The sequence below is a fragment of the Rhizobium sp. Root1204 genome, assembly GCF_001424965.1.
GTDB lineage: Bacteria > Pseudomonadota > Alphaproteobacteria > Rhizobiales > Rhizobiaceae > Pararhizobium.
The window spans coordinates 42,700-66,272 of the sequence record NZ_LMCZ01000011.1 but is presented as its reverse complement, the minus strand read 5'-3'; the positions used below and the strand labels follow the sequence as shown (position 1 = coordinate 66,272).

22 protein-coding genes are annotated in these 23,573 nt (G+C 61.0%); 7 read left to right on the top strand and 15 right to left on the bottom strand.

Translation table 11 applies throughout. From position 1 onward, the window contains the following. Positions 1-54: 54 nt before the first annotated feature. The 3 genes from pcaF to ASC96_RS13035 are packed head-to-tail and all read right to left on the bottom strand — an operon-like array spanning position 55 to position 2,902. The gene (gene pcaF / locus ASC96_RS13045) at positions 55-1,260 is read right to left on the bottom strand and encodes a 3-oxoadipyl-CoA thiolase (protein ID WP_060503480.1); all 1,206 of its coding nucleotides are present in this window, start codon (positions 1,258-1,260) and stop codon (positions 55-57) included. Next, entirely contained in the window at positions 1,260-2,042 is a 783-nt protein-coding gene (locus ASC96_RS13040) for a CoA-transferase subunit beta (protein ID WP_060503479.1), read from the bottom strand. The genes pcaF and ASC96_RS13040 overlap by 1 nt, the downstream gene beginning before the upstream one ends. Before the next feature lie 11 nt (positions 2,043-2,053). After that, positions 2,054-2,902, bottom strand: a complete 849-nt coding sequence (locus ASC96_RS13035; protein WP_060503478.1) for a CoA transferase subunit A — start codon at positions 2,900-2,902, stop codon at positions 2,054-2,056. A 139-nt stretch (positions 2,903-3,041) separates the two neighbouring features. Here ASC96_RS13035 and ASC96_RS13030 point away from each other — a divergent pair, with 139 nt between their 5' ends. Beyond that, positions 3,042-3,797 (top strand): IclR family transcriptional regulator, encoded by a 756-nt coding sequence (locus ASC96_RS13030; protein WP_060503477.1) that lies wholly within the window; start codon positions 3,042-3,044, stop codon positions 3,795-3,797. Between the two features lie 96 nt (positions 3,798-3,893). Here ASC96_RS13030 and ASC96_RS13025 read toward each other — a convergent pair whose 3' ends face one another. From ASC96_RS13025 to ASC96_RS13005, 5 genes are all read right to left on the bottom strand, one after another. Further along, positions 3,894-4,358, bottom strand: a complete 465-nt coding sequence (locus tag ASC96_RS13025; protein WP_060503497.1) for a DUF411 domain-containing protein — start codon at positions 4,356-4,358, stop codon at positions 3,894-3,896. 251 nt (positions 4,359-4,609) lie between these two features. Then, positions 4,610-4,954 (bottom strand): hypothetical protein, encoded by a 345-nt coding sequence (locus ASC96_RS32640; protein ID WP_156393913.1) that lies wholly within the window; start codon positions 4,952-4,954, stop codon positions 4,610-4,612. Between the two features lie 354 nt (positions 4,955-5,308). After that, positions 5,309-5,794: a heme-binding protein gene (locus tag ASC96_RS13015; RefSeq protein ID WP_060503475.1), complete on the bottom strand. Its 486-nt coding sequence runs from the start codon at positions 5,792-5,794 to the stop codon at positions 5,309-5,311. Positions 5,795-5,901: 107 nt separating this feature from the next. Next, positions 5,902-6,516: a response regulator gene (locus ASC96_RS13010; RefSeq protein WP_060503474.1), complete on the bottom strand. Its 615-nt coding sequence runs from the start codon at positions 6,514-6,516 to the stop codon at positions 5,902-5,904. Beyond that, entirely contained in the window at positions 6,513-8,138 is a 1,626-nt protein-coding gene (locus ASC96_RS13005) for an ATP-binding protein (RefSeq protein WP_156393912.1), read from the bottom strand. The genes ASC96_RS13010 and ASC96_RS13005 overlap by 4 nt, the downstream gene beginning before the upstream one ends. Before the next feature lie 235 nt (positions 8,139-8,373). On the opposite strand from ASC96_RS13005, the gene ASC96_RS13000 reads away from it, so the two are divergent. From ASC96_RS13000 to ASC96_RS12980, 5 genes are all read left to right on the top strand, one after another. Beyond that, on the top strand, positions 8,374-9,294 hold the full coding sequence (locus ASC96_RS13000; RefSeq protein WP_060503472.1) for a LysR substrate-binding domain-containing protein: 921 nt from the start codon (positions 8,374-8,376) through the stop codon (positions 9,292-9,294). 108 nt (positions 9,295-9,402) lie between these two features. Then, entirely contained in the window at positions 9,403-10,827 is a 1,425-nt protein-coding gene (gene aldA / locus ASC96_RS12995; RefSeq protein ID WP_060503471.1) for an aldehyde dehydrogenase, read from the top strand. Positions 10,828-10,852: 25 nt separating this feature from the next. Next, entirely contained in the window at positions 10,853-12,070 is a 1,218-nt protein-coding gene (locus ASC96_RS12990) for a mandelate racemase/muconate lactonizing enzyme family protein (protein ID WP_060503470.1), read from the top strand. 13 nt (positions 12,071-12,083) lie between these two features. Continuing rightward, positions 12,084-13,697: a GMC family oxidoreductase N-terminal domain-containing protein gene (locus ASC96_RS12985; RefSeq protein WP_060503469.1), complete on the top strand. Its 1,614-nt coding sequence runs from the start codon at positions 12,084-12,086 to the stop codon at positions 13,695-13,697. 31 nt (positions 13,698-13,728) lie between these two features. Next, on the top strand, positions 13,729-14,676 hold the full coding sequence (locus ASC96_RS12980) for an NAD(P)-dependent oxidoreductase (protein ID WP_244482028.1): 948 nt from the start codon (positions 13,729-13,731) through the stop codon (positions 14,674-14,676). A gap of 17 nt (positions 14,677-14,693) precedes the next feature. Here the strand turns inward: ASC96_RS12980 and ASC96_RS12975 are convergent, their stop codons facing one another. Genes ASC96_RS12975 through ASC96_RS12955 form a run of 5 tightly spaced genes read right to left on the bottom strand, consistent with a single transcriptional unit; the run spans position 14,694 to position 18,947 of the window. Further along, positions 14,694-15,455 (bottom strand): ABC transporter ATP-binding protein, encoded by a 762-nt coding sequence (locus ASC96_RS12975; RefSeq protein ID WP_060503467.1) that lies wholly within the window; start codon positions 15,453-15,455, stop codon positions 14,694-14,696. Positions 15,456-15,457: 2 nt separating this feature from the next. Then, complete coding sequence (locus ASC96_RS12970; protein WP_082512055.1) at positions 15,458-16,522, bottom strand: iron ABC transporter permease; 1,065 nt, start codon at positions 16,520-16,522, stop codon at positions 15,458-15,460. Then, positions 16,522-17,229 carry a hypothetical protein gene (locus tag ASC96_RS12965; RefSeq protein WP_060503466.1) on the bottom strand — a complete coding sequence of 236 codons (708 nt, stop codon included), beginning with the start codon at positions 17,227-17,229 and terminating at the stop codon, positions 16,522-16,524. Before ASC96_RS12965 ends, ASC96_RS12970 begins: the two co-directional genes overlap by 1 nt. Next, positions 17,222-17,845, bottom strand: coding sequence for a hypothetical protein (locus ASC96_RS12960; RefSeq protein ID WP_060503465.1), 624 nt, complete (start codon positions 17,843-17,845; stop codon positions 17,222-17,224). The genes ASC96_RS12965 and ASC96_RS12960 overlap by 8 nt, the downstream gene beginning before the upstream one ends. Before the next feature lie 16 nt (positions 17,846-17,861). Continuing rightward, entirely contained in the window at positions 17,862-18,947 is a 1,086-nt protein-coding gene (locus tag ASC96_RS12955; protein WP_060503464.1) for an ABC transporter substrate-binding protein, read from the bottom strand. 407 nt (positions 18,948-19,354) lie between these two features. Between ASC96_RS12955 and ASC96_RS12945 the strand changes: the two genes are divergently transcribed. Further along, positions 19,355-21,457, top strand: coding sequence for an NAD(P)-binding protein (locus ASC96_RS12945; RefSeq protein ID WP_060503495.1), 2,103 nt, complete (start codon positions 19,355-19,357; stop codon positions 21,455-21,457). 36 nt (positions 21,458-21,493) lie between these two features. On the opposite strand, the gene ASC96_RS12940 is transcribed toward ASC96_RS12945, so the two are convergent. Next, on the bottom strand, positions 21,494-22,828 hold the full coding sequence (locus tag ASC96_RS12940) for an ATP-binding protein (RefSeq protein ID WP_200954921.1): 1,335 nt from the start codon (positions 22,826-22,828) through the stop codon (positions 21,494-21,496). Next, positions 22,825-23,562 carry a response regulator transcription factor gene (locus ASC96_RS12935; RefSeq protein ID WP_060503461.1) on the bottom strand — a complete coding sequence of 246 codons (738 nt, stop codon included), beginning with the start codon at positions 23,560-23,562 and terminating at the stop codon, positions 22,825-22,827. Before ASC96_RS12935 ends, ASC96_RS12940 begins: the two co-directional genes overlap by 4 nt. Between the last annotated feature and the right edge of the window lie 11 nt (positions 23,563-23,573).

Genomic DNA, 23,573 nt, shown 5'->3' with positions numbered 1-23,573 from the left:
TAACCGAAGTTATTGGACCATCGGCGGCAAGCAGGCTTGCCGCCGATCTCCCACTCAGGCGCGTTCAAGCCCGATCGCGATACCCTGTCCGACCCCAATGCACATGGTCGATAGCGAATAGCGGCGGCCGGTCAGCTTGAGTTCGAGGGCAGCAGTGCCGGTGATACGGGCGCCGGACATGCCGAGCGGGTGGCCAAGCGCGATGGCACCGCCGTTGCGGTTGACGCGTGGATCGTCGTCGGCAATACCCAGCTCGCGAAGAACGGCAAGACCCTGGCTGGCAAAGGCTTCATTGAGCTCGATCACGTCGAACTGGTCCTGCGTCATGCCAAGCCGGGCCATCAGCTTTCTCGAGGCGGGCACCGGGCCGATGCCCATAACGCGCGGCGGCACGCCTGCGGCGGCACCGCCCATGATCCGGGCGATCGGTGTCAGTCCGTGTTTCTTCACGGCGGCTTCGGAGGCAATGATCAGGGCAGCGGCACCATCGTTGACGCCGGAGGCATTGCCGGCGGTAACGGTGCCGCCTTCCTTCTTGAATGGAGTGCCAAGCTTGGCAAGCGTTTCGATGGTCGTTGCGCGCGGGTGCTCGTCCCTGTCGACGACGATCGGGTCGCCCTTGCGCTGCGGAATGGTCACGGATGTGATCTCCTGGCTGAGGCGTCCGTTTTGCTGAGCGGCGGCGGCCTTGTCCTGCGAGCGGACGGCAAAGGCGTCCTGATCCTCGCGAGTGACCTTGTAATCCTCAGCGACATTCTCACCTGTTTCGGGCATGGAATCGACGCCGTACTGTTTCTTCATCAGTGGGTTAACGAAGCGCCAGCCGATCGTGGTGTCGTGTATTTCGGCGGCGCGTGAAAAGGCGCTTTCCGCTTTCGGCATAACGAAGGGTGCTCGCGACATGCTCTCCACCCCGCCGGCAATCATCAGGTTCGCCTCGCCGGAACGGACGGCACGGGCGGCGGCAATGACGGCATCCATGCCGGAGCCGCAGAGCCGGTTGATCGTCGTGCCGGAGACCTCCAGCGGCAAGCCCGCGAGCAGCAGCGACATGCGCGCGACGTTGCGATTGTCCTCGCCTGCCTGGTTGGCACAGCCGAAAATGACGTCATCGACCGCCTGCCAGTCAACACCGGCATTGCGCTGCATCAGCGCCTTGAGCGGGATCGCTCCGAGATCATCGGCCCGGACGGAGGAAAGAGAGCCGCCGAAACGGCCGATCGGGGTGCGGATATAGTCGCAAATATAGGCTTCGGTCATTACGCGGCTTCCTTGTTGCCCTGATGGGCTTTCTTGGTGCGCGCATTGATGTCGCGCAGGGTCTGAAGCTCGGTTTCAGTGGGAACCGGCGTGTCGATCACCGTTTCGGCAAACTTAATCGGCCAGCCGCAATTCTCGACGATCTGTTCGCGGGTCACGCCCTGGTGGATCGAGACGACGGTGAGCTCCTTGGTGACAGGGTCCGGCTCGAGAATGCAGAGATCAGTGATGACGCGGGTCGGTCCTTTGGTCTTCATCCCCAGCCGTTCGCGATGATTGCCGCCTTCGCCATGGCCCATCGAGGTGATGAAATTGAGCTTGTCGACGAAGCCGCGCTTGGAGAGCGCCATGGTGATGAAGATCTGGCCGCAATTGCTGGCGATCTCCGGAGCTCCGCCACCGCCAGGCAGCCGCACTTTCGGATGCTCATAGGGGCCGACCACGGTGGTATTGAGATTGGCAAACCTGTCGATCTGGGCGCCGCCGAGAAAGCCGGTGGTGATGCGGCCGCCCTGCAGCCAGTAGCGGAACATTTCCGGCACCGAGACCGTGAAAAGCGCTGTGTCGCACAGTTCTCCGTCCCCGATCGACAGCGGCAGAACATCCGGCTTGGTGCCGACCGTGCCGCTTTCGTAGATCAGCGTGATATCCGGCGCATGCGTCAGGCGGGCAACATTGCAGGCGGCCGACGGCGCGCCGATGCCGACGAAACAGACATCGTCATTGGTGAGCGCGCGCGAGGCGGCAATGGTCATCATTTCGGTGGGGGTGAAATCGCTCATCGTTTATCTCCTCACGCAGCCTTCTTCGCATGTTTGGCAAAGTCTCCCGGCCCGGCCTTCATGATGTTTTCCTCGATCCACGCCTGGAACGTATCGCGATCTCGGGCAATCTCGTCCCAGGCGATGTAGAAGGCGTTGGAGCGCGCATAGTAGCCTTGCGCATAGGATGGGAAGGCGCCGCCGGGCACCTCGACAACCGCAGTCACCGCCCAGGACGGCAGGACGACGGAGTTGGGCGATGGCGGGTTCAACTCGTCAACGATCTCCTCCACCGTGACGATGGAGCGCTTGGCGCCGAGCACGGCTTCCTTCTGCACGCCGACGATGCCTTCAAGGAGCACGTTGCCCTTCCGGTCTGCCCGCAGAGCATGAATGATCGTCACGTCCGGGCGGATGGCTGGCACGGCCGCCAGCACTTCCCTGGTGAAGGGGCATGTGACTTGCTTGATGTTCGGGTTCACCTTGGTGAGATCGGCGCCGATATAGCCGCGCAACATTGCAAACGGCAGGTTTGCAGCGCCTGCCTCATAGGCATTGGCCATGGCGGCATGGGAATGTTCCTCGATCTCCAGCGGCCGTGGCCACTGGTTTTCGACAGCATCGCGGAAACGGTGCAGCGAGCCGACGCCGGGATTGCCGCCCCAGGAGAATTTCATGCCGCGGGCCGCACCCGCACCGATCAGCTGGTCATAGAGAATGTCCGGCGTCATGCGGATCAGGAAAAGGTCCTTCTTGCCCTGCCGGATCACCTCATGACCGGCGGCATAAGGAATCAGGTGGGTGAACCCCTCCATGGCAACGGTATCGCCGTCATGCACGTTTTCGGAAATGGCTTCCGCCAGCGAGATCAATCGCGCCAAGGCATTCTCCTCCTGATGTGTATCCAAGTCTGGGTTGGCGCAAATAAGCGCTCGAATCCGTGCGTCGTCAAATATTTTGTGCGTTATTTGACATTTGTTCGTATATCGCACATTGTGGGCCAATGATGGGAGCTTTGACATGCGGGAATCGGATTTTGTCAGCGGCTTTGCGCGCGGGCTGAAAGTCATAGAGGCCTTCGGAGAGGCGCGGCCGAAACTCACAATCGCCGAGGCGGCAAAGCTGACAGAGCTCGATCGGGCTACGGTGCGCCGCTGCCTGCTGACGCTCGCCGATCTCGGTTATGCCGACTATGACGGAAAGTTCTTCGCGCTGACGCCGAAGGTGCTGCGGCTCGGCCATGCCTATCTGTCGGCAACACCGCTGCCGCTGATGATCCAGCCCTATCTCGACCAGCTCTCGGAAAAATCCGGCCAAAGCGCATCGGCCTCGGTTCTCGACGGGACTGAAGTGGTCTACATTGCCCGTGCCTCGCAGAAGCGTGTGATGTCGATCAATCTGTCGCCGGGTTCGCGCCTGCCGGCCTATTGCGCTTCGATGGGACGGGTTCTGTTGGCAGCCCTGCCGGAAACGGAGGCGCGCGGCATCCTGGATCGCTCCGAACTCAAGGCGAATACGCCGCTGACGAAGACGGATCCAGATCTATTGATGGACGAACTCCGCCGCGTCCGTGCCGGGGGCTGCGCGGTTATCGATCAGGAACTGGAGTTGGGGCTTTGCTCCATCGCGGTTCCGATCGAGAATGATCGCGGCCGGGTGGTTGCCGCGATCAATATTGGTGCTCCTGCGGCTCACGTGCCTGCCGCCGAGATGATAGTGCGCTACCTGCCCTTGCTGAAAGAAACGCAACGCGCACTGCGGCCGGTCTTGCGTTGAGCCATGCGTTGGTTCGTGGTTGTTCCTATCTGATCTGACCGGGCAGGTTTACTGCTGCCGGCAGGGCAGCAGTAAACGCGTCCACGAAAGTACCGATTAGCCCTTCGGCCCCATCGTCATGAAAAGGGCCGGCTTTTCACCAGCCGTCTTTGCCACGGCAAAGACATCATACGCCGCATTCGGATCATCGCCCATGCCAAGCGAGCCGGATGGCATGCCGGGCACTGCCAGGCCGGCGATGGCGGGCTCTTCGTCAAGCAGCTTACGGACTGCCTCCAGCGGCACATGGCCCTCGAGGAAATAGCCCGCCACGACGGCGGTGTGGCATCCCTGCAGATCGGCGGGGATCCCGAAACGGGCCTTGATCGGTGTCAGGTCGTCGCGATCCTCGATCTTGATGTCAAACCCTTCTGCCTTCATCGCCTCTGCCCAGAGATGGCAGCAACCGCAGTTCGGGTCCTTATAAACAGTCATCGTCTGCGCTGCGGCAGAGGCATGCCCCATGCCTGCAAATGTGGCTGCGATGGCGATGCCCGCGCAGATAAACCGTCTTCTATCGATGTTCATGTCGTCATTCCTTCAAGGACTATATTTCTGGTGTTTTGAGTGCTTTCTTCCTGTGGTGGATGCCGTCGATCGAGCCAAGCGCCGTCCTTTGACGAGGTCTTGCGCGGCGGGATCGGAGAGGATGCGCCGCTGCGGTTTCTCGTCATGACGATACGTCGCATGAACCAAATCTGCTATCTTGTTCCACAGGATGCGCGTACGGATGCAACCATTGCATTCGCACTGATGTACTCGATGATGCGAGATCAGACCCTGGGAGGCCGAGACGGCGGATCGACCAGTGACGATGCAAGAACCGGGGACGGCACACTCAAAAATCGATGGGTGGTCCAGGTAAGGTTCACGGGCGTGTCACCCGCTGCATGGCCAACAAAGGCCGTGGCGCAAAGCAGGGCCATTGGACAAGCCACGCCATCACAGCCCGACGCCTCGCCGGGACAGCAGGACATGTCTTCCGGCATCGCTGTCATATGCGTTGAAACTGAAGCCGCCATGGTGCTGCCGGCCGCGCCTATGCTGACGGGACCAAAAAAGATCCCGAGCAGGGCAGACAGCAAGAGCAGCCGATGGATGATCGCAGCGAGCTTCATGCACTTGTCATGGCATGGTGCTGCCCCTGTTGGAAGAGGTGCCATGAAAATGTGTCGGCATGCGGCCCGCCTCGCGTCGCCACCAGCGACAATAGCTGCTGCCGGCAACTTGCCTGCAGCCGCATAAACCTGAGGAGATTGGATAACCTGAAGCCACAGACGCCGCTTTATCGCATAAGGGCGGTATACCCTGCACTGAGGTGCGGGGGTGAATGGCAATCTAATCCGCTCAAAAGACCGAGAGGGGTGGATGAGCGGCCAATCCATCGCGTTTTTAAACGATATCGGCAATAAGCGGCCGCTTCCCCCGCAGCGGACGCCGCGGGGACTTTCGTTTAAAGAACGCACTGCTTCTTACTTGAGCTGATCCTGCACCTTGGCAATGGCGGCGTTGGCGCAGGCTTCATCGAGATGGCCGCCCGGTGCGCCACCGACGCCGATCGCGCCGATGGTCTCCTTGCCGATCTTGACGGGTACGCCACCGGCCAGAACGAGAAAGCCGTCAATGGCGACGAGCTGGGCCGCACCCTGGTTCTTCTGGATGTTTTCAACCATGACGCTGGTCGGAATGCGAGCCGATACGGACGTGAAGGCCTTCTGGCTGGCGGCACTGACCGTATGCGGTCCGGCATTGTCGGCACGCAGCAGGGCGCGAACCACGCCTGCCCGGTCCACGACGGCGGCCGATACGTTGTAACCATCGGCGGCGCATGCGGAGACGGCGCCCTGTGCCAGTTCTACCGCGATATCCAGCGGCATGTTGTTTTCTTTGAGAACTTCGGCAGAGGCTGCGGATGTCAGGGCAAGTGCAATCGTGCCGGCAAGCAGTATACGGTTCATCTCATCTGTCTCCTATCGTGTACGCGATGCGGGAAAGCGCCTTGCTTTCTGACGACCGGGATATCTGAGCAGGTGCGGATGCTGAATCCGCAACGGAACCAATGCGACTAGGTATTCCTACCTATGGGGAGTTCGGCGTTGGCGGACGTCAGCTGCACGAAGTCGGCCACGGAACTGGTACCCAGCTTGTCGGCGATATTGGCCCGGTGTGCATCGATGGTTCGTGCCGAAACGTTAAGCGCAACGGCGATTTCCTTCGTGGCCCAGCCGCGGCAAACCATATCCAGGACCTCGCGTTCGCGGTCCGTTAGGCTGCGGAGAAGTTCTCTGGATTCCTCTTTTTCCAAGACGCGCTCCAGCGTCTGGAACGCGGATTGTATGGCGTCCAGCAGAACCTGCTCGTCGACCGGCTTGGTCAGGAAGTCGAGGATGCCTGCCTTGAAGGCGCGGCGGCAGGCGTTCACGTCACCATGGCCGGTTATCATGATCGTGGGCCAGCCAATGCCGCGTTCTAGCAGCCGCTCGTGCATCTGCAGGCCGCTGATCAGCGGCATACGCAGGTCGGCGAGGATGCAGCCTGGGCGTTTCGGATCGACATGCGCCAGGAATGTGGCCGGATCGGCGAAAGTTTCGACCGTCATGCCATAGGTCCGCAGCAGCAGTTTTATCGCCTCGCGGACCGGTTCGTCGTCGTCGATCAGGTAGATCTGAAACGGTTTCATTGTGCGGCCTTCAGGTGTTGCTCCACGGCGGGCAGCGTAACGGTAAAGATGGCGCCGCCGGACGTCTGGTTGCGGCCGTCGATGTGTCCGCCGATCCGCTCTACCAATGACGCGCATAGCGCGAGCCCAAGCCCCATTCCATCGGTTTTTGTCGTGTAGAACGGTTCGAAAAGACGCGGCAGCGTGTCCGCTTCGATACCGGGACCGGTGTCGCTGACCTGAATGATCGCGCCGCTCTCCAATAGGATCGTCTCGATGCGGATGCTCCTATCAGGCATGTCCCCATGTTCCAGCGCGTCGGCAGCATTGCGGACGAGATTATGCAGCACCTGCTCCATCTCGATGGGATCGACCACTGCTTGCGGTGACGGCGTCGCAAGATCGAGAATGAGGGTGATCTGGCGCTTTTCGAGATCGGCCCGCACGAGCTCGGCGATATCGACAACGATCTGGTTGAGATCGGCAAGAACCAGTTTCTGCTCGCGCTTGCTGATATAGTCACGCATCCTTTTCAGCATCGCTCCGGCGCGCTTGGCTTCGCGCACATTGGCGCTTAGCGCTTCGGGGAGCAAGGCAGGATCGGGGTGTTCGCTCGCGGCAAGGCGCAGGGCGGCCTGGCTCTGGCTCAAGAGGGCGGTCAGCGGCTGTGTCAGCTCATGAGCAATACCTGATGCCAGCTCGCCCAGCGCGTTGACCCGCAGCGCGTGGGCCAGTCTCGTTTCATGCTCGTGCAGATGCGCCCGCCGCTCCGCTTCTTCCGCGGTTTGCTGCAATTTGCGGGCATTGGCCTTCAGCTGCCAAGTGAACAGCAGCAACAACAGCACAGCCAAGCAGGCGAGCGCGAAGCCACCGATCCTGGTCCCGCTCAAAATGTCCGAGAGGGCGAGAGGGCGCGTGGCGTCCACCATGAACGGCTGGCTCTGACTGTCCACAATCTTGCTGAAATGCGGTTGCGTCAGAATGCTGTCGGTCACGCTGGGTCCATTGGCCTCACGATCCAGCACCGTTTCGCCATCAAGGCTGACGCGCACATGCGCCCAGGCCGGTCGCTCATCGCCCTCGATCAGCAGGACAGGATCGATCTGGACAACGATCGCCAGACCCGGATTGCCCGCTGTCGCGCGCTTTCCCAGAAGGTATCTGCCTGGATAGGCGGTGTTGAGATAGGTCCGTACTTCACCCTGTTTTTGTCCGGCAATGGCGCTTGCTATGGGGGATAGGTCGGTTTTCAGCGGACCGGGCCACGATATCAATGTGGCCGCAGTGGAAACCCCGTCCACTGGAAGCCTGACGAGGTCGATTGCGGTGATGCGCGGGTAAAACTGGACAATGCTCTGAAAGACCTCGCCGATCGCTGTTTCGGGCAACTCGGGAGCGGCCTTGATCAGTGCCACGAGGCTGGTCAGGTGCGCATCGTGCTGCGCCGCCCGTTGCGAGATCAGACGGTGGATCGTCTGCCCTGTCGCGGCGAGTTCTTCCGACGCTCGTTGATACTCTATCCGCATAGAGACGCCGGCAAACAGTACGGTCAGACCAAGCCAGACGAACAATGCGACCGTCAGGTTCCTGAGTGGAAGATGCCGCCAGATCATGTCGTTCGAGTACCCGTCCAGGTTTGCCAAACTGTAACCCCTCGCCGTTTATCCAACGAAGGCTTGGTGGATCGTAGCACAACAAGACCGCTGCGGAAGGTGATGGCTGTCGCAGATGACGCAACAAGGCCCTGCAGCCAGGTTCAAGATATCAAAAACACCACCGGGAGCATCGGCAGCTTGACCCGACCCGGAAGCCTGAAACATAGATAACGCGCTACATATTGGCTGATACAGGCCAACCTGAATTTATGGAAGCGATGGAATGCGGAAATTACCTGCGCTTTCGGCGATGAAGGTTTTCGAGGTCGTCGGCCAGACGCGCAGTTTCACGCGTGCGGCCGAAGTGCTGAACCTGACGCAAAGTGCGGTCAGCCGGCAGGTGCGCAATCTCGAAAAACAGCTGGGCGAGAATCTGTTGATCCGCCATCACCATGATCTGGAGCTGACGCGTGCCGGTGCCGAACTGCTCGCAACTCTTCAGCTGGCCTTTCACAATGTCGAGCAGACGGTGCGCTCGATCATGGAGAAGAACAACCGCAACAGGCTGCGCATCAACGTGCCGCCGACCTTTGCCAAACGCTGGCTGATGCCACGGCTGTCGCGCCTGCGCCAGGCCCTGCCGGAGATCGAGATCAGCCTCAGCACCGATCTCAAGGACACGCTTGCCGAGCGCAGCCTGCTCGATTGCGCCATCCGCTTCGGTGACGGCGAATGGGCGATGCTGCAATCCCGCATCCTGATGACAGAGCGGCATATTGCTGTCTGCGCGCCCGGCCTGCTGGAGGCGGTCAGCCGAAGCGCTCCTATCGATCTTTCCGCCTTCACATTCCTGCATGTTCTGGCCGCAGCCGATCAGCGCTACCTCACCTGGCAGCATTGGCTGGACGCCGCCGGCCTTAGCGGCACCGATGTGCGGGGCGGGATGGAGTTCGACCTTCTCGACCTGGTGATCGAAGCCGCCTGCAACGGGCTTGGTATCGCCGTGGTCGATCGCTTCATGGTCGCCAGCCAGCTGCAAAGCGGCCAGTTGGTACCGGTACTTGATGTCGAGATCGAAGGCCACGAATCCTATTGGCTGGTGACACGCACGGATCAGCCCGAACCCGCGAATGTCCGGGATTTTCGCGCATGGCTGCAAAGCGAGGTCACGCTGGATCATGACCTTTACGGCGCCGCAAAATGAGCAGGGCCGAACATTCGTTTTTGGAATGATTGACCCGAGAATAAGTCGCTTGCGAACAGGGGGCGAGGTCCCGTCTACTGCCTGAAACAGATTACGTTTCGGGTGGTCATGACGCAGCATCGCAATTTCATCGGTGGCCGCTTTGTCGAGGCTTCCGGCTTGCCTGGGATCGAAGTGCGTAATCCCGCCGACGGCAAGATTTTCACCACGGTTCCGGCCGCAGACGACGCCGCTGTTGTTGCTGCCGTGGAGGCCGCGAAGACCGCGCAAAAATCCTGGCGCAAGTTGCCGGCGATCCAGCGGGGCGATGCCTTGCGGAAACTGGCCGATGCCATCGAGCGGCATGCGCCAAGGATAGGCGAGGCGCTGGCTCTGGAATCCGGCAAGAGCCTCGCAGACGCGACCGCGGAGGCCATCTACGGCGTCGAACTGATGCGCTACCACGCCGAGTGGGCGCGCCGGATCGAAGGCGAGGTCATTGAAAGCGATACGCCTGACGAAACCCTGATGCTGAAGCGGGAGCCGATCGGCGTCGTCGCCTGCCTCATCCCGTTCAATTTCCCGATCTATACCCTGGTGCGTAAGATCGCGCCTGCCCTGATCACCGGCAATGCCGTCGTCGTTCGTCCGAGCAACAACACGCCGACCTCGGCCTTTGCTTTTGCGCAAGCCGTGCTGGAGGCCGATCTACCGGCGGGCCTTATCAACATCATGACGATGTCGCACGACGCCGCACGGACGATGTGTACGCACCCGGCCATCGGCATGATCACGCTGACGGGCAGCGTCGCTGCGGGCCAGACAGTGCTCGATTATTGCAAGGTCAATATCGCCAAGCCATCGCTTGAGCTGGGCGGAAAATCGCCTGTCATCGTCGAGCCCGACGCCGATCTCGACGCGGTTGCTCGCATGGTTCTCGGTGCGAAGACGGCTCATTGTGGTCAGGTCTGCACCTCTGCCGAGCGGCTTTATGTGCATGCGTCGATCCACGACACACTTGTCGAGAAACTGCGCAGCGCTTTCACCGCCCGCCGCTTCGGCGATCGCGCTACCGATCCCGACTCCATGGGGCCGCTTGCCAATGCCGCGGCACGCGAACGTATTCACCGGATGATCGAGCGGGCCAAGGCTGAAGGGGCAACGGTTGTGGCCGGTGGCGTGATCCCGGATGGGGACGGTTATTTCTATCCACCGACCCTGATCACAGGCTGCCGCCAGGAGATGGAGATCGTCCGGGAAGAGGTGTTCGGGCCGGTGCTGGCGGTGCTTTCCTACGAGACGTTCGACGAGGCTTTGGCAATGGCTAGCGACCATCAGTTCGGGCTTGCCTCGGTGTTGTTTTCGGAAAGTTACCGCAAGGTCATGCAGGCCGCGAGCGAGATCGAGGCGGGCGAGCTCTATGTCAACCGGTTCCCGGCGGATCCCTACCAAGGCTATCACGCGGGATGGAAGAAATCCGGGCTAGGTGGCGACGACGGCAAACACGGCATGCTGGAATTCACGCAGACGCGGCTTGTCATCCTGAAACACTGATCATCTGGCCGGGGAGGAACCAACCATGAAGATCGCATCGCTGAAGACCCATGTGGTTGCCGTTCCACCCCCGCATGTCGGCGGCATGTGCTGGATTTTCGTCCAGCTCGAGACAGCGTGTGGCATATCGGGTGTCGGTGAAATCTATGCGACCTCGTTTCATCCCTCAGCCATGGTTCCGCTGATCGACGATGTCTTTCAGCGCTATCTTCTCGATCATGACCCTCACCAGATCGAGCGTTTCTGGCGGGCGGCCTATTCCAGCGGCTTCACGCAGCGCCCGGACACCACGATGATGGGTATCGTCTCCGGCCTGGAAATCGCTTGCTGGGACATCATCGGCAAGGCGGCCGGCCGGCCGGTCTCCGACCTGCTCGGTGGCACAGTCCACGAAAAGCTACGCGCCTACACCTATCTCTACCCGAAGAACGCGGCCGGCGATTACGACTATAACGATCCGGATCTTGCCGCCGAAGAGGCCATCCGCATGGTCGAGATGGGCTTTACCGCCGTCAAATTCGACCCGGCCGGCCCCTATACCAACTATTCCGGCCACCAGCTTTCGATGGGGGTTCTTGATCGTTGCGAACTGTTCTGCTCGAAAATCCGCGAAGCGATCGGCAGCCGCGCCGATATCCTCTTCGGAACACACGGTCAGATGGCGCCGTCCTCAGCGATCCGGCTGGCACGCCGCTTGGAAAAATACGATCCGCTCTGGTTCGAGGAGCCGGTGCCGCCCGGGCAGGAGGCTGCCATGGCCGAAGTGGCACGCGCCACATCCATCCCGATCTCGACCGGTGAACGGCTGACGACGAAATACGAGTTCCAGCGCGTGCTGCAACTCGGTGCCGCCGCGATCCTGCAGATGAATGTCGCCCGTGTCGGCGGCCTGTTGGAAGCCAAGAAGATCGCCGGTATGGCCGAGGCCTTCTACGCCCAGATCGCGCCGCATCTCTACAATGGTCCGGTCGGTGCCGCCGCCAGCATCCAGCTTTCAGCCGCCACCCCGAATTTCCTCATTCACGAGGCGATCATGGATTTCGGCGGCTTTCACGGTGAGGTGCTGAAAACCAAACTGCAGTTCGACGATGGCTATCTCATTCCGTCGCGCGAACCGGGTCTCGGCATCGAGCTCAATCTCGATGTCGTCGAAAAGCACTCTCCCTATACCGGTGAACGCTTGCATCTGCAGATGGCCGCCGAACCCGCCGACATCAAGGAGTTCATGCCCGCCAAAGGCTGAACAGAGACCTTTCATGATCTACGACTTCGTCATCGTCGGCGCAGGGTCGGCCGGTTGCATCCTTGCAAGCCGCCTGAGTGAGAGCGGCCGCTACAGCGTTCTCCTCGTCGAGGCGGGCGGCAAGGACTCGTCCTTCTGGTTCAAGATCCCGATCGGCTACGCCAAGAGCTACTACAACCCCAAGGTCAACTGGATGTATTCGACCGAGCCGGAGGCTGCGCTCGACGGGCGGCGGATCTATGTGCCGCGCGGCAAGGTGCAAGGCGGATCCGGATCGATCAATGCCATGGTCTTCGTTCGCGGCGCCGCCGATGATTTCGACGACTGGCAAGCGGCCGGAAATCCCGGTTGGGGTTCTGCCGATGTCCTGCCCTTTTTCAAAAAGCTGGAGACCCATGAAAAAGGTGCCTCCCCCTGGCATGGCGACAAAGGGCCGATCCATGTGACGCCGATGCGCGGCATGACCCATTCCGTCACTGATGCCTATCTGAAGGGCTGCGAAGAGCTGCAGCTGCCGTCGACAACCGATTTCAACGGGGCCTCGATCGAAGGTGCTGGAGTCTATGATATCAACACCCGCAATGGCCAACGTTCGCATTCCAGCGCCGAATATCTTCGCCCGGCCCTGAAACGGGCCAATCTCTCGATCGAGCGTGGTGCCATCGCTCAGCGGCTGGTCTTTGCGCCGGATGGGCGCGCGACCGGCGTCGAGGTTCTGCAGGATGGCACTGCGCGAACGTTTTCGGCAAGACGCGAAGTCATCGTCGCGGCCGGCGCGGTCGATACACCAAAACTGCTGCAGTTGTCAGGGATCGGCGATGGCGCAGAGCTTGGTGCGAAGGGGATCGAGACCCGCCACCATCTGCCGGCTGTCGGCGAAAATCTGCAGGATCATCTCGCTGCAAGTTTCTACTATCGCGCCAACCGGCCGACGTTGAACGGCGTGTTCGGCAGCCTGTTCGGGCAGGCTCGGCTGGGGCTGCAATATGTGCTGACCCGCAAGGGACCGTTTGCGATGAGCGTCAATCAGGCGGGCGGCTTCTTTCGCGGCAACCCGGCGCAGGAGCGGCCGAACATCCAGCTTTATTTCAACCCCCTCTCCTACCGTATTCCGGTCGATGCCAGCGCCTCGATGGTGCCGGAGCCTTATCCGGGCTTCCTGATTGCTTTCAATTCCTGCCGGCCGACCAGCCGGGGGCGCATCGCCCTTGCCTCTGCCGATCCTTCAGCTGCAGCGTTGATCCAGCCGAATTATCTGTCGACTGACCGTGACATCGAAGATGTGATTGAAGGGAGCCGGCTGGTGCGCCGGATCGCATCGGCGCCGTCGCTGGACGCCATCATCGATGCGGAAGTATCCCCGTCTCTATCGGCCACGAGCGATGAAGACCTGCTCGACTATTTCCGCGCCAATGCCAGCTCGATCTATCATCTTTGCGGCAGCTGCATGATGGGGCCGGATGCAAGGACATCGGTGGTGGATGCCCGGCTTCGGGTGCATGGGGTCGAAGGCCTGCGCATCGTCGATGCCTCGGTCTTTCCGAATGTCACAGCTGGCAACATCAATGCGCCGACGATGATGGTTGCGGAAAAGGGTGCGGCGATGATCCTCGAAGACGCGGCGTGAACACCTGACGACAGCGCCCGGATGGCGACCGATGGAGCCGCTTTCCGAGCCCAACCAGAAATGGAGGACGGATATGCGCTACGGCTTTATTGGACTTGGGCATCTCGGCCAGCATCTGGCAGGCAGTCTTGTGCGCGAGGGTTTTTCAGTCACCGTGCACGACCGGGATCGCGGTCGTGCAGAATCATTGCTGGCGAATGGGGCAGTGTGGGCGGACAGTCCGCAGGCACTCGCCAGCCAGGTTGATGCGGTCATCACCTGCCTGCCGTCGCCTGCGATTTCGGAGGCTGTGTTGACCGGTCCGGATGGTATTCTGTCCGGCTTGAAAGTCGGCGGCACGTGGATCGAGATGAGCACGCTCGACCAGAACGATATCGAGCGTCTGGCGGCGATTGCTGCAGCAAGGGGCATTCGCATGCTGGAAGCCCCTGTGACCGGCGGAGTTCACCGTGCGGCGGCAGGCGATATCACCGTCATTGCCGGTGGCGATCGCGACCTGTTTGAGGCGCATCTGCCGGCGCTCAGCGCCATGGGCGGCGAGATATTTCACGCCGGGCCGCTCGGCAAGGCAGCGGTGATCAAGGTCATCACCAATATGCTGGCCTTCATTCATCTTCTGGCGACCGGCGAGGCGCTGATGCTGGCAAAGAAGGGCGGCATCGATCTGACCGATGCCTTCAACATCATCAAGGCAAGTTCCGGCAACAGTTTCGTGCACGAGACCGAAGGCCAGGTAATCCTCAACGGCAGCTACAACATCAACTTCACCATGGATCTCGCCTGCAAGGATCTTGGCTTTGCGCTTGGCTTCGGCAAGCAGTTCGGCGTGCCGCTCGATCTCGCGTCGCACACGCTGCAGACTTTCATCCGCGCCCGCTCGACCTATGGCGGCGACGCATGGTCGTCGCAGGTGGTAAAGCTGCTCGAGGACGCAGTTGGCACCGATCTGCGCGCGCCGGGGTTTCCGTCCGAACTATAACGCTATCGGTGCAAGGTTCATTCGGAATGGACCGGTCCATAGCTTGCGACGATGTTTGACACCGACCGGCCACCGGCTGAATAGGTCAGCTGCCTCATCGGAATCCCGTAGAGTTCCGAAAGCCGTTCTTCGGTACAGGCGGTCTCGATGCTGCTTTCGTGGCACCGGCCTGCCCCATGCAAAAGGATGGCCCGGTCGGCGATCTCCAGCGCATGAGTGGGCTCGTGGGTTGTCATCACGATGGTCAGGCCGCGCTCTTTCGAGAGTTTTTTCAACATCGCGAGCATCAGGGCCTGATTGCGAAAGTCGAGCGCCGAGGCGGGCTCGTCGAGCAAGAGAATTTCGGCTTCGGAAGCGAGGGCACGGGCGATCAGGGCCAACTGGCGCTCGCCGCCGGACAATGTGCCGATAGCCCGTTCAGCGAACGCGCGTAACCCGACAAGATCGATCGCATCCGCCGCGAGTGCGCGGTCGCGGGCGGTGGGGTTGGAAAACAGGCCGACATGACGGGCACGGCCCATCAACACGACATCGCGAACGGAATAGCTGAAGGGGGTGGCGAACTGCTGCGGCACATAGCCGACCGCACCGGAACAGCGGATTGTTCCTGCCGTTGGCGTTGCAAGGCCGGCCAGGCACTTGAGCAGTGTCGTCTTTCCCCGGCCGTTGCGGCCGAGCAGGACGACGGTCTGCCCTCTGTCCAGCGAGAAGGAGAGATCTTCAAACAAGAAGGGTGTGTGTGCGGCATATCGGAACCCAACCGCGCGCGCTTCGATCATTTCTACCATCCCTCGCTTCGTGTCCGGTGCAGGAGCAGCATGAAGACGGGAGCGCCGACGATTGCCGTCAGGACGCCGAGTGGGATCTCGGCTGCGACCAACGACCGAGCCATCGTATCAACGGCCAGCATGAAGCTCGCGCCAAGAAGGGCGGCAGCGGGAAGAAGCCTGTTATGATCCGGCCCGACCAGCACACGTGCGAAATGCGGAACCACCAGCCCGACCCAGCCGATAATGCCGGAATTGGCGACGCTTGCCGCGGTGATGCCGGTCACGCAACACAGAATGAACCAGCGGCTGGGCTCGACCTTGAGGCCGAGCGCCCTCGCCTCTTCGTCGCCGAGCGACAGGATATTGATCCGGAACCGCATCATCAGCAGCGGGATGGCAAACAGCGCCACGATTGGCACCATGTAGAAGGCACGTTCGGGAGTTGCGCTGGCGAACGATCCCATCAGCCAGAAGACGATGGCGGGTAGCGTATCGTTGGGGTCGGCGAGGTAGGTGGCGAGCGAAACAAGCGCTGAAAACAGCGCCGACACCACGATGCCGGACAAGACCAGCATCAGGATCGAGGATCGGCCAGCCTTGCGGCTCGCCAGCACCACCAGCACGAGCGCCCCGAAACCGAGGGCGAAAGCCATCGACCAGAGGGCCATGGCGCCAAGACCGAGCAGGATTGCCAGCACGCCACCAAAGGCAGCACCGGAGGAGACGCCGATCACATGCGGATCGACCAGCGGATTGCGGAACACACCCTGCAGAACGGCACCCGACAGCGCCAGCCCGGCGCCGACAAAGGCACCGATCAGCATGCGCGGCACCCTGACGAGTTCGACGACGCGCCAGACCGGTTCCGCCACCGCCGCACGGCCTTCGCCAAGACCAAGCCAGCCACCGGCGAGAGTTACCAGATCGAACAAACTCACCGAATAACGGCCGATGCTGAGCGCGGCGATGGCGGTTGCGAACAGCAAGGCAACCAGCGCCGGCATCACCAGTCTTTGCGGCCCAACTCTGTGGTCAACCGCGTCGAAGGAGGCGTTTTCTTTCACGAGCGCCGACATCAGCGCAAAGTATCCGGCACGGTATCCTTGCCGGACACGAGGACCCCATCAGGAGCGATCAGCGCTTCCAGGATATCGTGGAACAGATTGGGCTGGTAACGCGGGTCGGAACAAAATTGTTCGATATGGTCGCCATTGTGCACGAACACCTTGCCGCCGTCCGGCATCTGCCAGACCCAATCGACAGGCCCTTCGTGGATGGAGCCGTCGGCGGTCGGTCCGCCGATCAGACATAGCGCCTGTCCGCCTTCCGGGACGTCCGTATACCCGCGCGCATATTGACCAAGAATGCCTTCGTGGCGGTGGAAATTCTCGAAATCCATCCGTCCGAAATAGGCGCCCGGTTGGGCGGGGCGGATCATCCAGTTGGTGAACGGCCGCGGGCTGACCGTCTTGAACGGAGAGAGGCAGGGTAGCCACGGCAGGATGATATGGCCGTTGATCAGGAAATGCCCGCCTGCTGCGAGATAGGCAACGAGTTTCGGCTCAATCGATTTCATGAAAATCTGATCGTGCATGCCGGAGACGAACAGCACATCAACATCATCGAGCGCGATGTCTTCCAGATCATAAATATCGTGCGCGCTGTAGCGCCAGTTCTGCGGGACGAGACCGCCCATGCGGTCGATATTGTAGCTTCTGGTGGAGCGGACATAGAGCAGGTGCGGCCGCTTCCCGCCGCGAAATGCCGGTGCCTGTTCAACCACGTTCCTGTACCTCCGCCTTGAGCCACGGGTAGAAGCCGTTGAGAAAACGTGTTGTGGCCGGCATGAAACGGCGGCCATGATGGGTATGCGGGTCGATCGTCGAGGCAATCAGTCTTCCGCCACCGGCCACGGGCTGGTCGTACATCAGACAGCCCTCGTCATTGTCGAGGTTGAGGATCGGGGTCGCGCCTTCGGCAAACCGGAACGCGCCGAAGAAATGCCAGCACATGTCGGCGAGCGGAATGGCCTTTGCCATGGAGTGACCGGGATTGGGCTGATAGGCCTCCATCCGCCCGCCCGGCTTCATCCACCATTTCCAGTCCTCGGTCTCGCGCGAAAACCACTGCACGGTCACGACATCGAGCCATTCGTCCATGCGGTTCGGTTCGAACACGATCAGGAACCCGCCATTGGCGAGGTAATCGTTGAGCTGGCGGGCGTGTCTTTGCAGCAGCGCCTGATTGGAGAAGTCGGGGACGACGATCGCCTTAAACCGGCCGAGATCGACGCGATCGAGCGTGCGCAGATAGATCTCTTCGTCGAGATAAGTCTTGTAGTCCTGATAGCATTGCAGATGCGCGCCATCGCCGGACGTGATGAAACCAATATCTTTCACGTCGTCCCCTCTTCCTTTACTCGGCCTTGCCGAATGCTTCGGCGTAACCGGCGCTCTTGCCGTTCCAATCCATCTGCATCAGCTGGTCGATCTGTTTGTCGGAGAGCTTTTTGCCATAGAGCAGCTGGAAGCCATCGGTGACGGCTGCGCGCATATCGGTCTCGAAGAGGTCCGGATAGCCAATTTCGGCAAACCACTGATAGGTGAGTTCGCCGCCTGCAGCCGTTGCCGGATCGATGGCCGGTGTCTTGTAAACGCGGCCGTTCTTGACGGCGTCAAGCGCGCCGAGGACCGGGTGGGCAAGAATATCCGACGGCTTGATCGCATCGTTGTAGTAGTTGACGAAGATGATGTCCGGCTTCCATTCGAGCAGGGATTCCGCGCCGACCTTGACCGAACCTTCGGTGAAACCCGCTTCCGTTGCTGCGTTCGCGAGCCCCGAAGCGGCGAAGTAGGCCTCTTCCCGGCCGAAGACGACGAATTCGTTGTCGTTCATGCTGTCGATAAACGCGATGCGCGGTTTGGGCCGGCCGGCTTTTTCAAGAACGGCAGCAATATCCGAGACGGTCTTGTCCTCCCAGTCGAGAAAGGCCTTCGCGCGGTCTTCCTTGCCGAGGATCTGGCCGAGCATCGAGACATAGCCGCGGCGGGTTTCGCGCGATTCCGTACTGACGGTGGCAACCTTGATGCCGGCATTTTCCATCGGTGCGACACGCTCGTCGCCCTTGGCCTGCCATTGCACGACGACATCTGGCCCGGCTTTCAGAATTTCCTCGACATTCGGGATGAAGTTCGGGGCGACGAGATCGGTGCGGATATCGGCAATCTCGGGGAACAACTGGCCGATCACACCGCCCATCAGCGCTGCCTTGGCGCGCGGGTTGATCGCGGTCAGGCGCTGCGTGCCGCCATCGAGTGCGATCAGTGCTTCGGGAATGGGCAGCGGGAAAATCGCGACGCTGTCGACGGGACGCTGGATCGTGATGTCCTGGCCACGCGAATCCTTGACCGCGATGTCGTCGGCACGAGCCGGTGAAAAGGTCAGCGCTGCAAGGCTTGCGAGCAGCGGCAAGAGCGAGCGGGAATATGGCAGTCCGGTCATGAAGACACCCCTTCTGGCGAATATGTCATTCGCATAATAATCATGACTTCAATAGTCAAGTATTCGTTTGGGATATGAACCTGGATGCGTGGGATGCCGTAGAATACAAGCCGCAAGACCCTTTGCTTTCGGGCATTGAACTCCACTCCCTGGGTGGCGTCGGTGCGCTTCGGGCCGATCAAAGAGTCGAGGGGTGATGATGTGTTCACCCTGACCGGGGGAGGCCGCTGGGTAACAAGACTTCTCGTTCCAATGGGCCGATAAAGTGAAATATTTTCAACAGACTATCGCTAATTATATGACTGTATAAATTTCCTTGCACGATGGACGAAGCCCGCTATCCTGCCTGTACAGACTGCCCGGAAAAGCGGCAGTGGCGACAACAGCAAGTGGACGACGGCCAGACGATGATGAGAGATCCCCGCTACGATGTGCTTTTCGAACCGGTGAAAATCGGGCCTTTGACGGCACGCAATCGCTTCTACCAGGTCCCCCACTGTTCCGGCATGGGCTATCGCTATCCCAACGCCGAAGCGCATATGCGCGGGATCAAGGCGGAAGGTGGCTGGGCGGTGATTTCAACACAGGAGGCGGAAATCCATCCAACCTCCGACCTGACGCCCGCCAACGAGGCCCGGCTCTGGGATGACGATGATATCGGCGCATTGGCGCTGGTTGCCGACAAAATCCACGCGCATGGAAGCCTTGCGGCAATCCAGCTGGTTCACAACGGCCTGCACGTTGCCAACCGTTTCAGCCGGATGATCCCGCTCGCGCCCTCGCATGTCGTCGGTGATGGACTGGATCCGGTGCAGGCGCGGTCCATGGACAAGTCCGATATCGCCGACATGCGCCGCTGGTACCGCAACGCCGCCATCCGCGCCAAACAGGCCGGTTTCGACATCATCTACATCTATTCCGGCCATGACATGAGCGTGATCCAGCATTTTCTGTCGCGGCGGCACAATCACCGTACCGACGAATATGGCGGCTCATTCGAGAACCGGCTGCGGCTTTTCCGGGAGATTCTGGGTGACGCGCGCGACGTCGTCGGCGATACCTGCGCGCTTGCCGTCCGTCTGGCCGTCGATGAGTTGCTCGGACCTTCCGGCATTACCTGCGAAGGCGAAGGCCGCGACATCATCGAGGCGCTGGCCGAAGTGCCCGATCTCTGGGACGTCAACCTGTCGAACTGGTCGAACGACAGCCAGACGTCCCGGTTTTCCGAAGAGGGCTTTCAGGAGCCGTATATCCGCTTCGTCAAATCGGTGACCACCAAGCCCGTGGTCGGTGTTGGGCGCTACACGTCGCCGGACAGCATGGCGCGGGTGATCACGCAGGGCATCATGGATTTCATTGGTGCGGCACGCCCGTCCATTGCCGATCCGTTCCTGCCGGTGAAGATCGAGGACGGCCGGATCGACGACATCCGCGAGTGCATCGGCTGCAATATTTGCACCTCCGGCGATAACACCTGCGTTCCCATGCGCTGCACGCAAAATCCGACGGTGGGCGAAGAATGGCGCAAGGGTTGGCATCCGGAAAGGATTGCAGCGGCCGAGACCGCCGATGCTGTGCTGGTCGTCGGTGGCGGACCGGCAGGGCTCGAGGCGGCGCGTGCGCTGGCGCAGCGCGGACTTGACGTGACATTGGCCGAAGCCGGCCGGGAATGGGGCGGTCGTGTCAGCCGCGAAAGCCGGTTACCGGGGCTTGCAACATGGGCGCGCGTGCGGGACTGGCGCGTGGGACAGTTGAAGACCTACCAGAATGCGCAGATGTATCTGCAAAGCCCGCTCAGCGCTGAGGATATCCTGCAATACGGCATTCCTCACGTTGCCATCGCTACCGGCTCGCACTGGCGCAGTGATGGCGTTGGCCGCACGCACTGTCTGCCGCTGGATTATCTTCAGGCGGGCGTCACCGTATCTCCGGATGCTTTGCTTCGTGACGGTGCAAACGCGGTAGCGGCAGACGGCCCGGCCGTCATTTTCGACGATGACTGTTTCTACATGGGCAGCGTGTTGGCTGAACTGCTGGCGGCGTCCGGACGGAAGGTCACCTTCGTGACGCCGGAGGCGCAGGTTTCGCCGTGGAGCAATCATACATTGGAACAGGCGCGGGTCCAGCGGCGGCTGATCGACCTGAATGTGACGATCATCACCGCCCACTGTCTTTCCGGCCGCACGGCCGATAGTCTTGAACTGGCCTGCATCTACAGTGGAAAGACCCTGTCGATCGATTGCGCCACGCTTGTCACGGTGACCGCCCGCCTGCCTGACGAGGGGCTCTGGCTGGAGCTGACTGCGCGCCGCAGCGAATGGGCCAATGCCGGCATCCAGTCCGTGACGCGTATCGGCGACTGTCTGGCGCCGGGGTTGATCGCGGCTGCAAACTATTCGGGCCACCAATATGCGCGGGAGTTTGGAACGGCGCGGCCGGAAGATGCGGTGCCGTTCCTGCGCGAGGACATTGGCATGATCCGGTCAGCCGCCCCGGCCGCAGGCAGTTGAACCGGCATATCGATTATCCGCAAGTTGCCGCCGCCATCACGCCGCCAAGGCAAGCGTTTTGGGAGCCGCTATCGTCACCGTCAGCCCGCGGGGCTTGGTATCGGACAGCTCCATCAGGCCGTGATGGGCCTGGACGATATCGGCGACGATGGAAAGGCCCAGCCCGAAGCCTGCCTTCCCTTCCACCCGTGCCTGGTCCACCTTGAAGAAAGGCTCAAGCACGCGCGCCCGCAGATCGCTGGGAATGCCCGGGCCATCGTCCGAGACGGTGATTTCATAACCGGCTTTTGTTTCGCTCAGGCGAACCGTGACATGGTCGGCGAACTTGACGCCGTTGTCGCAAAGATTGGTGATTGCCCGCATCATCGCCAGCGGTTTGCAATGAACGATCATTCTGTCCGGCCCGGCGTAGCGGACCTGAAAACCGATATCGCTGAATTCGGCACAAACGGTTTGCAGGATGCTGACGAGATCGGCCTTCTGCATCGGTTCGATGGCATAATCGTCCCTGAGATAATTCAGGCTTTCGGCAAGCAGGCGATCAATCCTAACCACGTCTGACAGCAGCGCTTCGCGCAAGGGGCCTTCGTCCAGGCGTTCGGTGCGCAGCCGCAGCCGCGTCAGCGGGGTTCTGAGATCATGGCCAATTCCCCGCAGCATGCGCGTGCGCGATTCCACCATGATCCGAATACGGTTGCGCATGCCGTTGAGCGCGCGCGCGAGCGCGACGATTTCGACGGAGCCGCGCTCTTTGAAAATCTGCGAACCATTTGCGATGTCGGCCTCGTTCGCCGCCTGGGAAATCCGCCTGATCGGCTCGGTGATGGCCTTGATGGCAAAGAGGAAGAAGAACAGGACGAGCACGATGACGGCGACGATGTAATAGGCTCCCTGGCTGACGGTGGCGCTCGTCAAGATGGCGTCGGGTATGCCGCTGAGTACGAGAAGCGTCGTGTTGTCGATCTCCAATGCGATAACCCGCTCTCCATCAAGAAATGTGCGCCAGCCGCCAATCGGCGGCGTTGCGCCATCGGTTGGAAACAGCCATTCGACGATAGATGCGGCGATGCCGCCGACTTCAGGCGAACCCGTAAAGCGCGTGCTGACCGAGGCCGGCTGCAGCGAGAGTTTCCAACCTGCCCGGCCGGCATTGGCAAGAATGGCGTCCCGTTCCTGCGGGGTGGAAAATTTCAAAAGCTCCGCGACGGCGTTAACCCGCTCGGTGATAGTTTCCATGTTCGGAGCGCCGCCATCGCTTTTGGCCCAGCGCTCCAACGCACGGCCGGCGATAATCACCGTCAGCAGGGCCGCGACGATGACGAACGTAATCTGGCCGCGGATGGTGCGAGGCACGAGGCGGCTCAATCTCATAGCTCTTCGACCGCCGCCGTGAACATATACCCGCCGAGCCGAACTGTTTTGACGAGAACGGGATCGCGCGCATCTACCTCGATCTTCTGCCGCAAGCGGCTGATGTGAACATCGATGCTGCGTTCGATAGGCCCAGCCAGACCGGCATGCGTCACCCCCAGCAACTGTTCTCGCGTCAGCACGCGGCCGGGGTTCCGGCAGAATGCCAGCAGCAGATCAAACTCATGTGTCGTCATTGCCACGCGGGCGTCACTGGGATTGTGCACCTGCCGCCTGAGAGGGTCGAGGCGCCAGCCATCGAACCGCAGCAACCTTTGCCGGGCTCCACTCAACGGCGGCAGTGCCGAACGGCGGAGAAGGCCGCGGATGCGCGCAATTAGTTCGCGCAGGTTGAAGGGTTTGGTGACGTAGTCGTCGGCTCCGATCTCCAGGCCGACGATGCGGTCGATTTCACCATCAGCCGCGGTCAGCATGAGAATGGGAATATCCGTGGTGACGCGAAGGCGGCGGCAAAGGCTCAAGCCGGTCTCTCCGGGCAACATCACATCCAGGATGACCAGGTCGAAATTTGACGCCCGCATGCGGGCATCCATGGCCACCCCGTCCGCGGCGATTTCGGCGGCCATGCCGCTTTCGTTGAGGCTATCCCTCAGCATGCCGGCGATCTGCACATCGTCTTCGACGATCAGAATTCGGGACATATCCGGCAAAGCGCGACTTCCTCCACCGTGCATCCTGCCCCCAT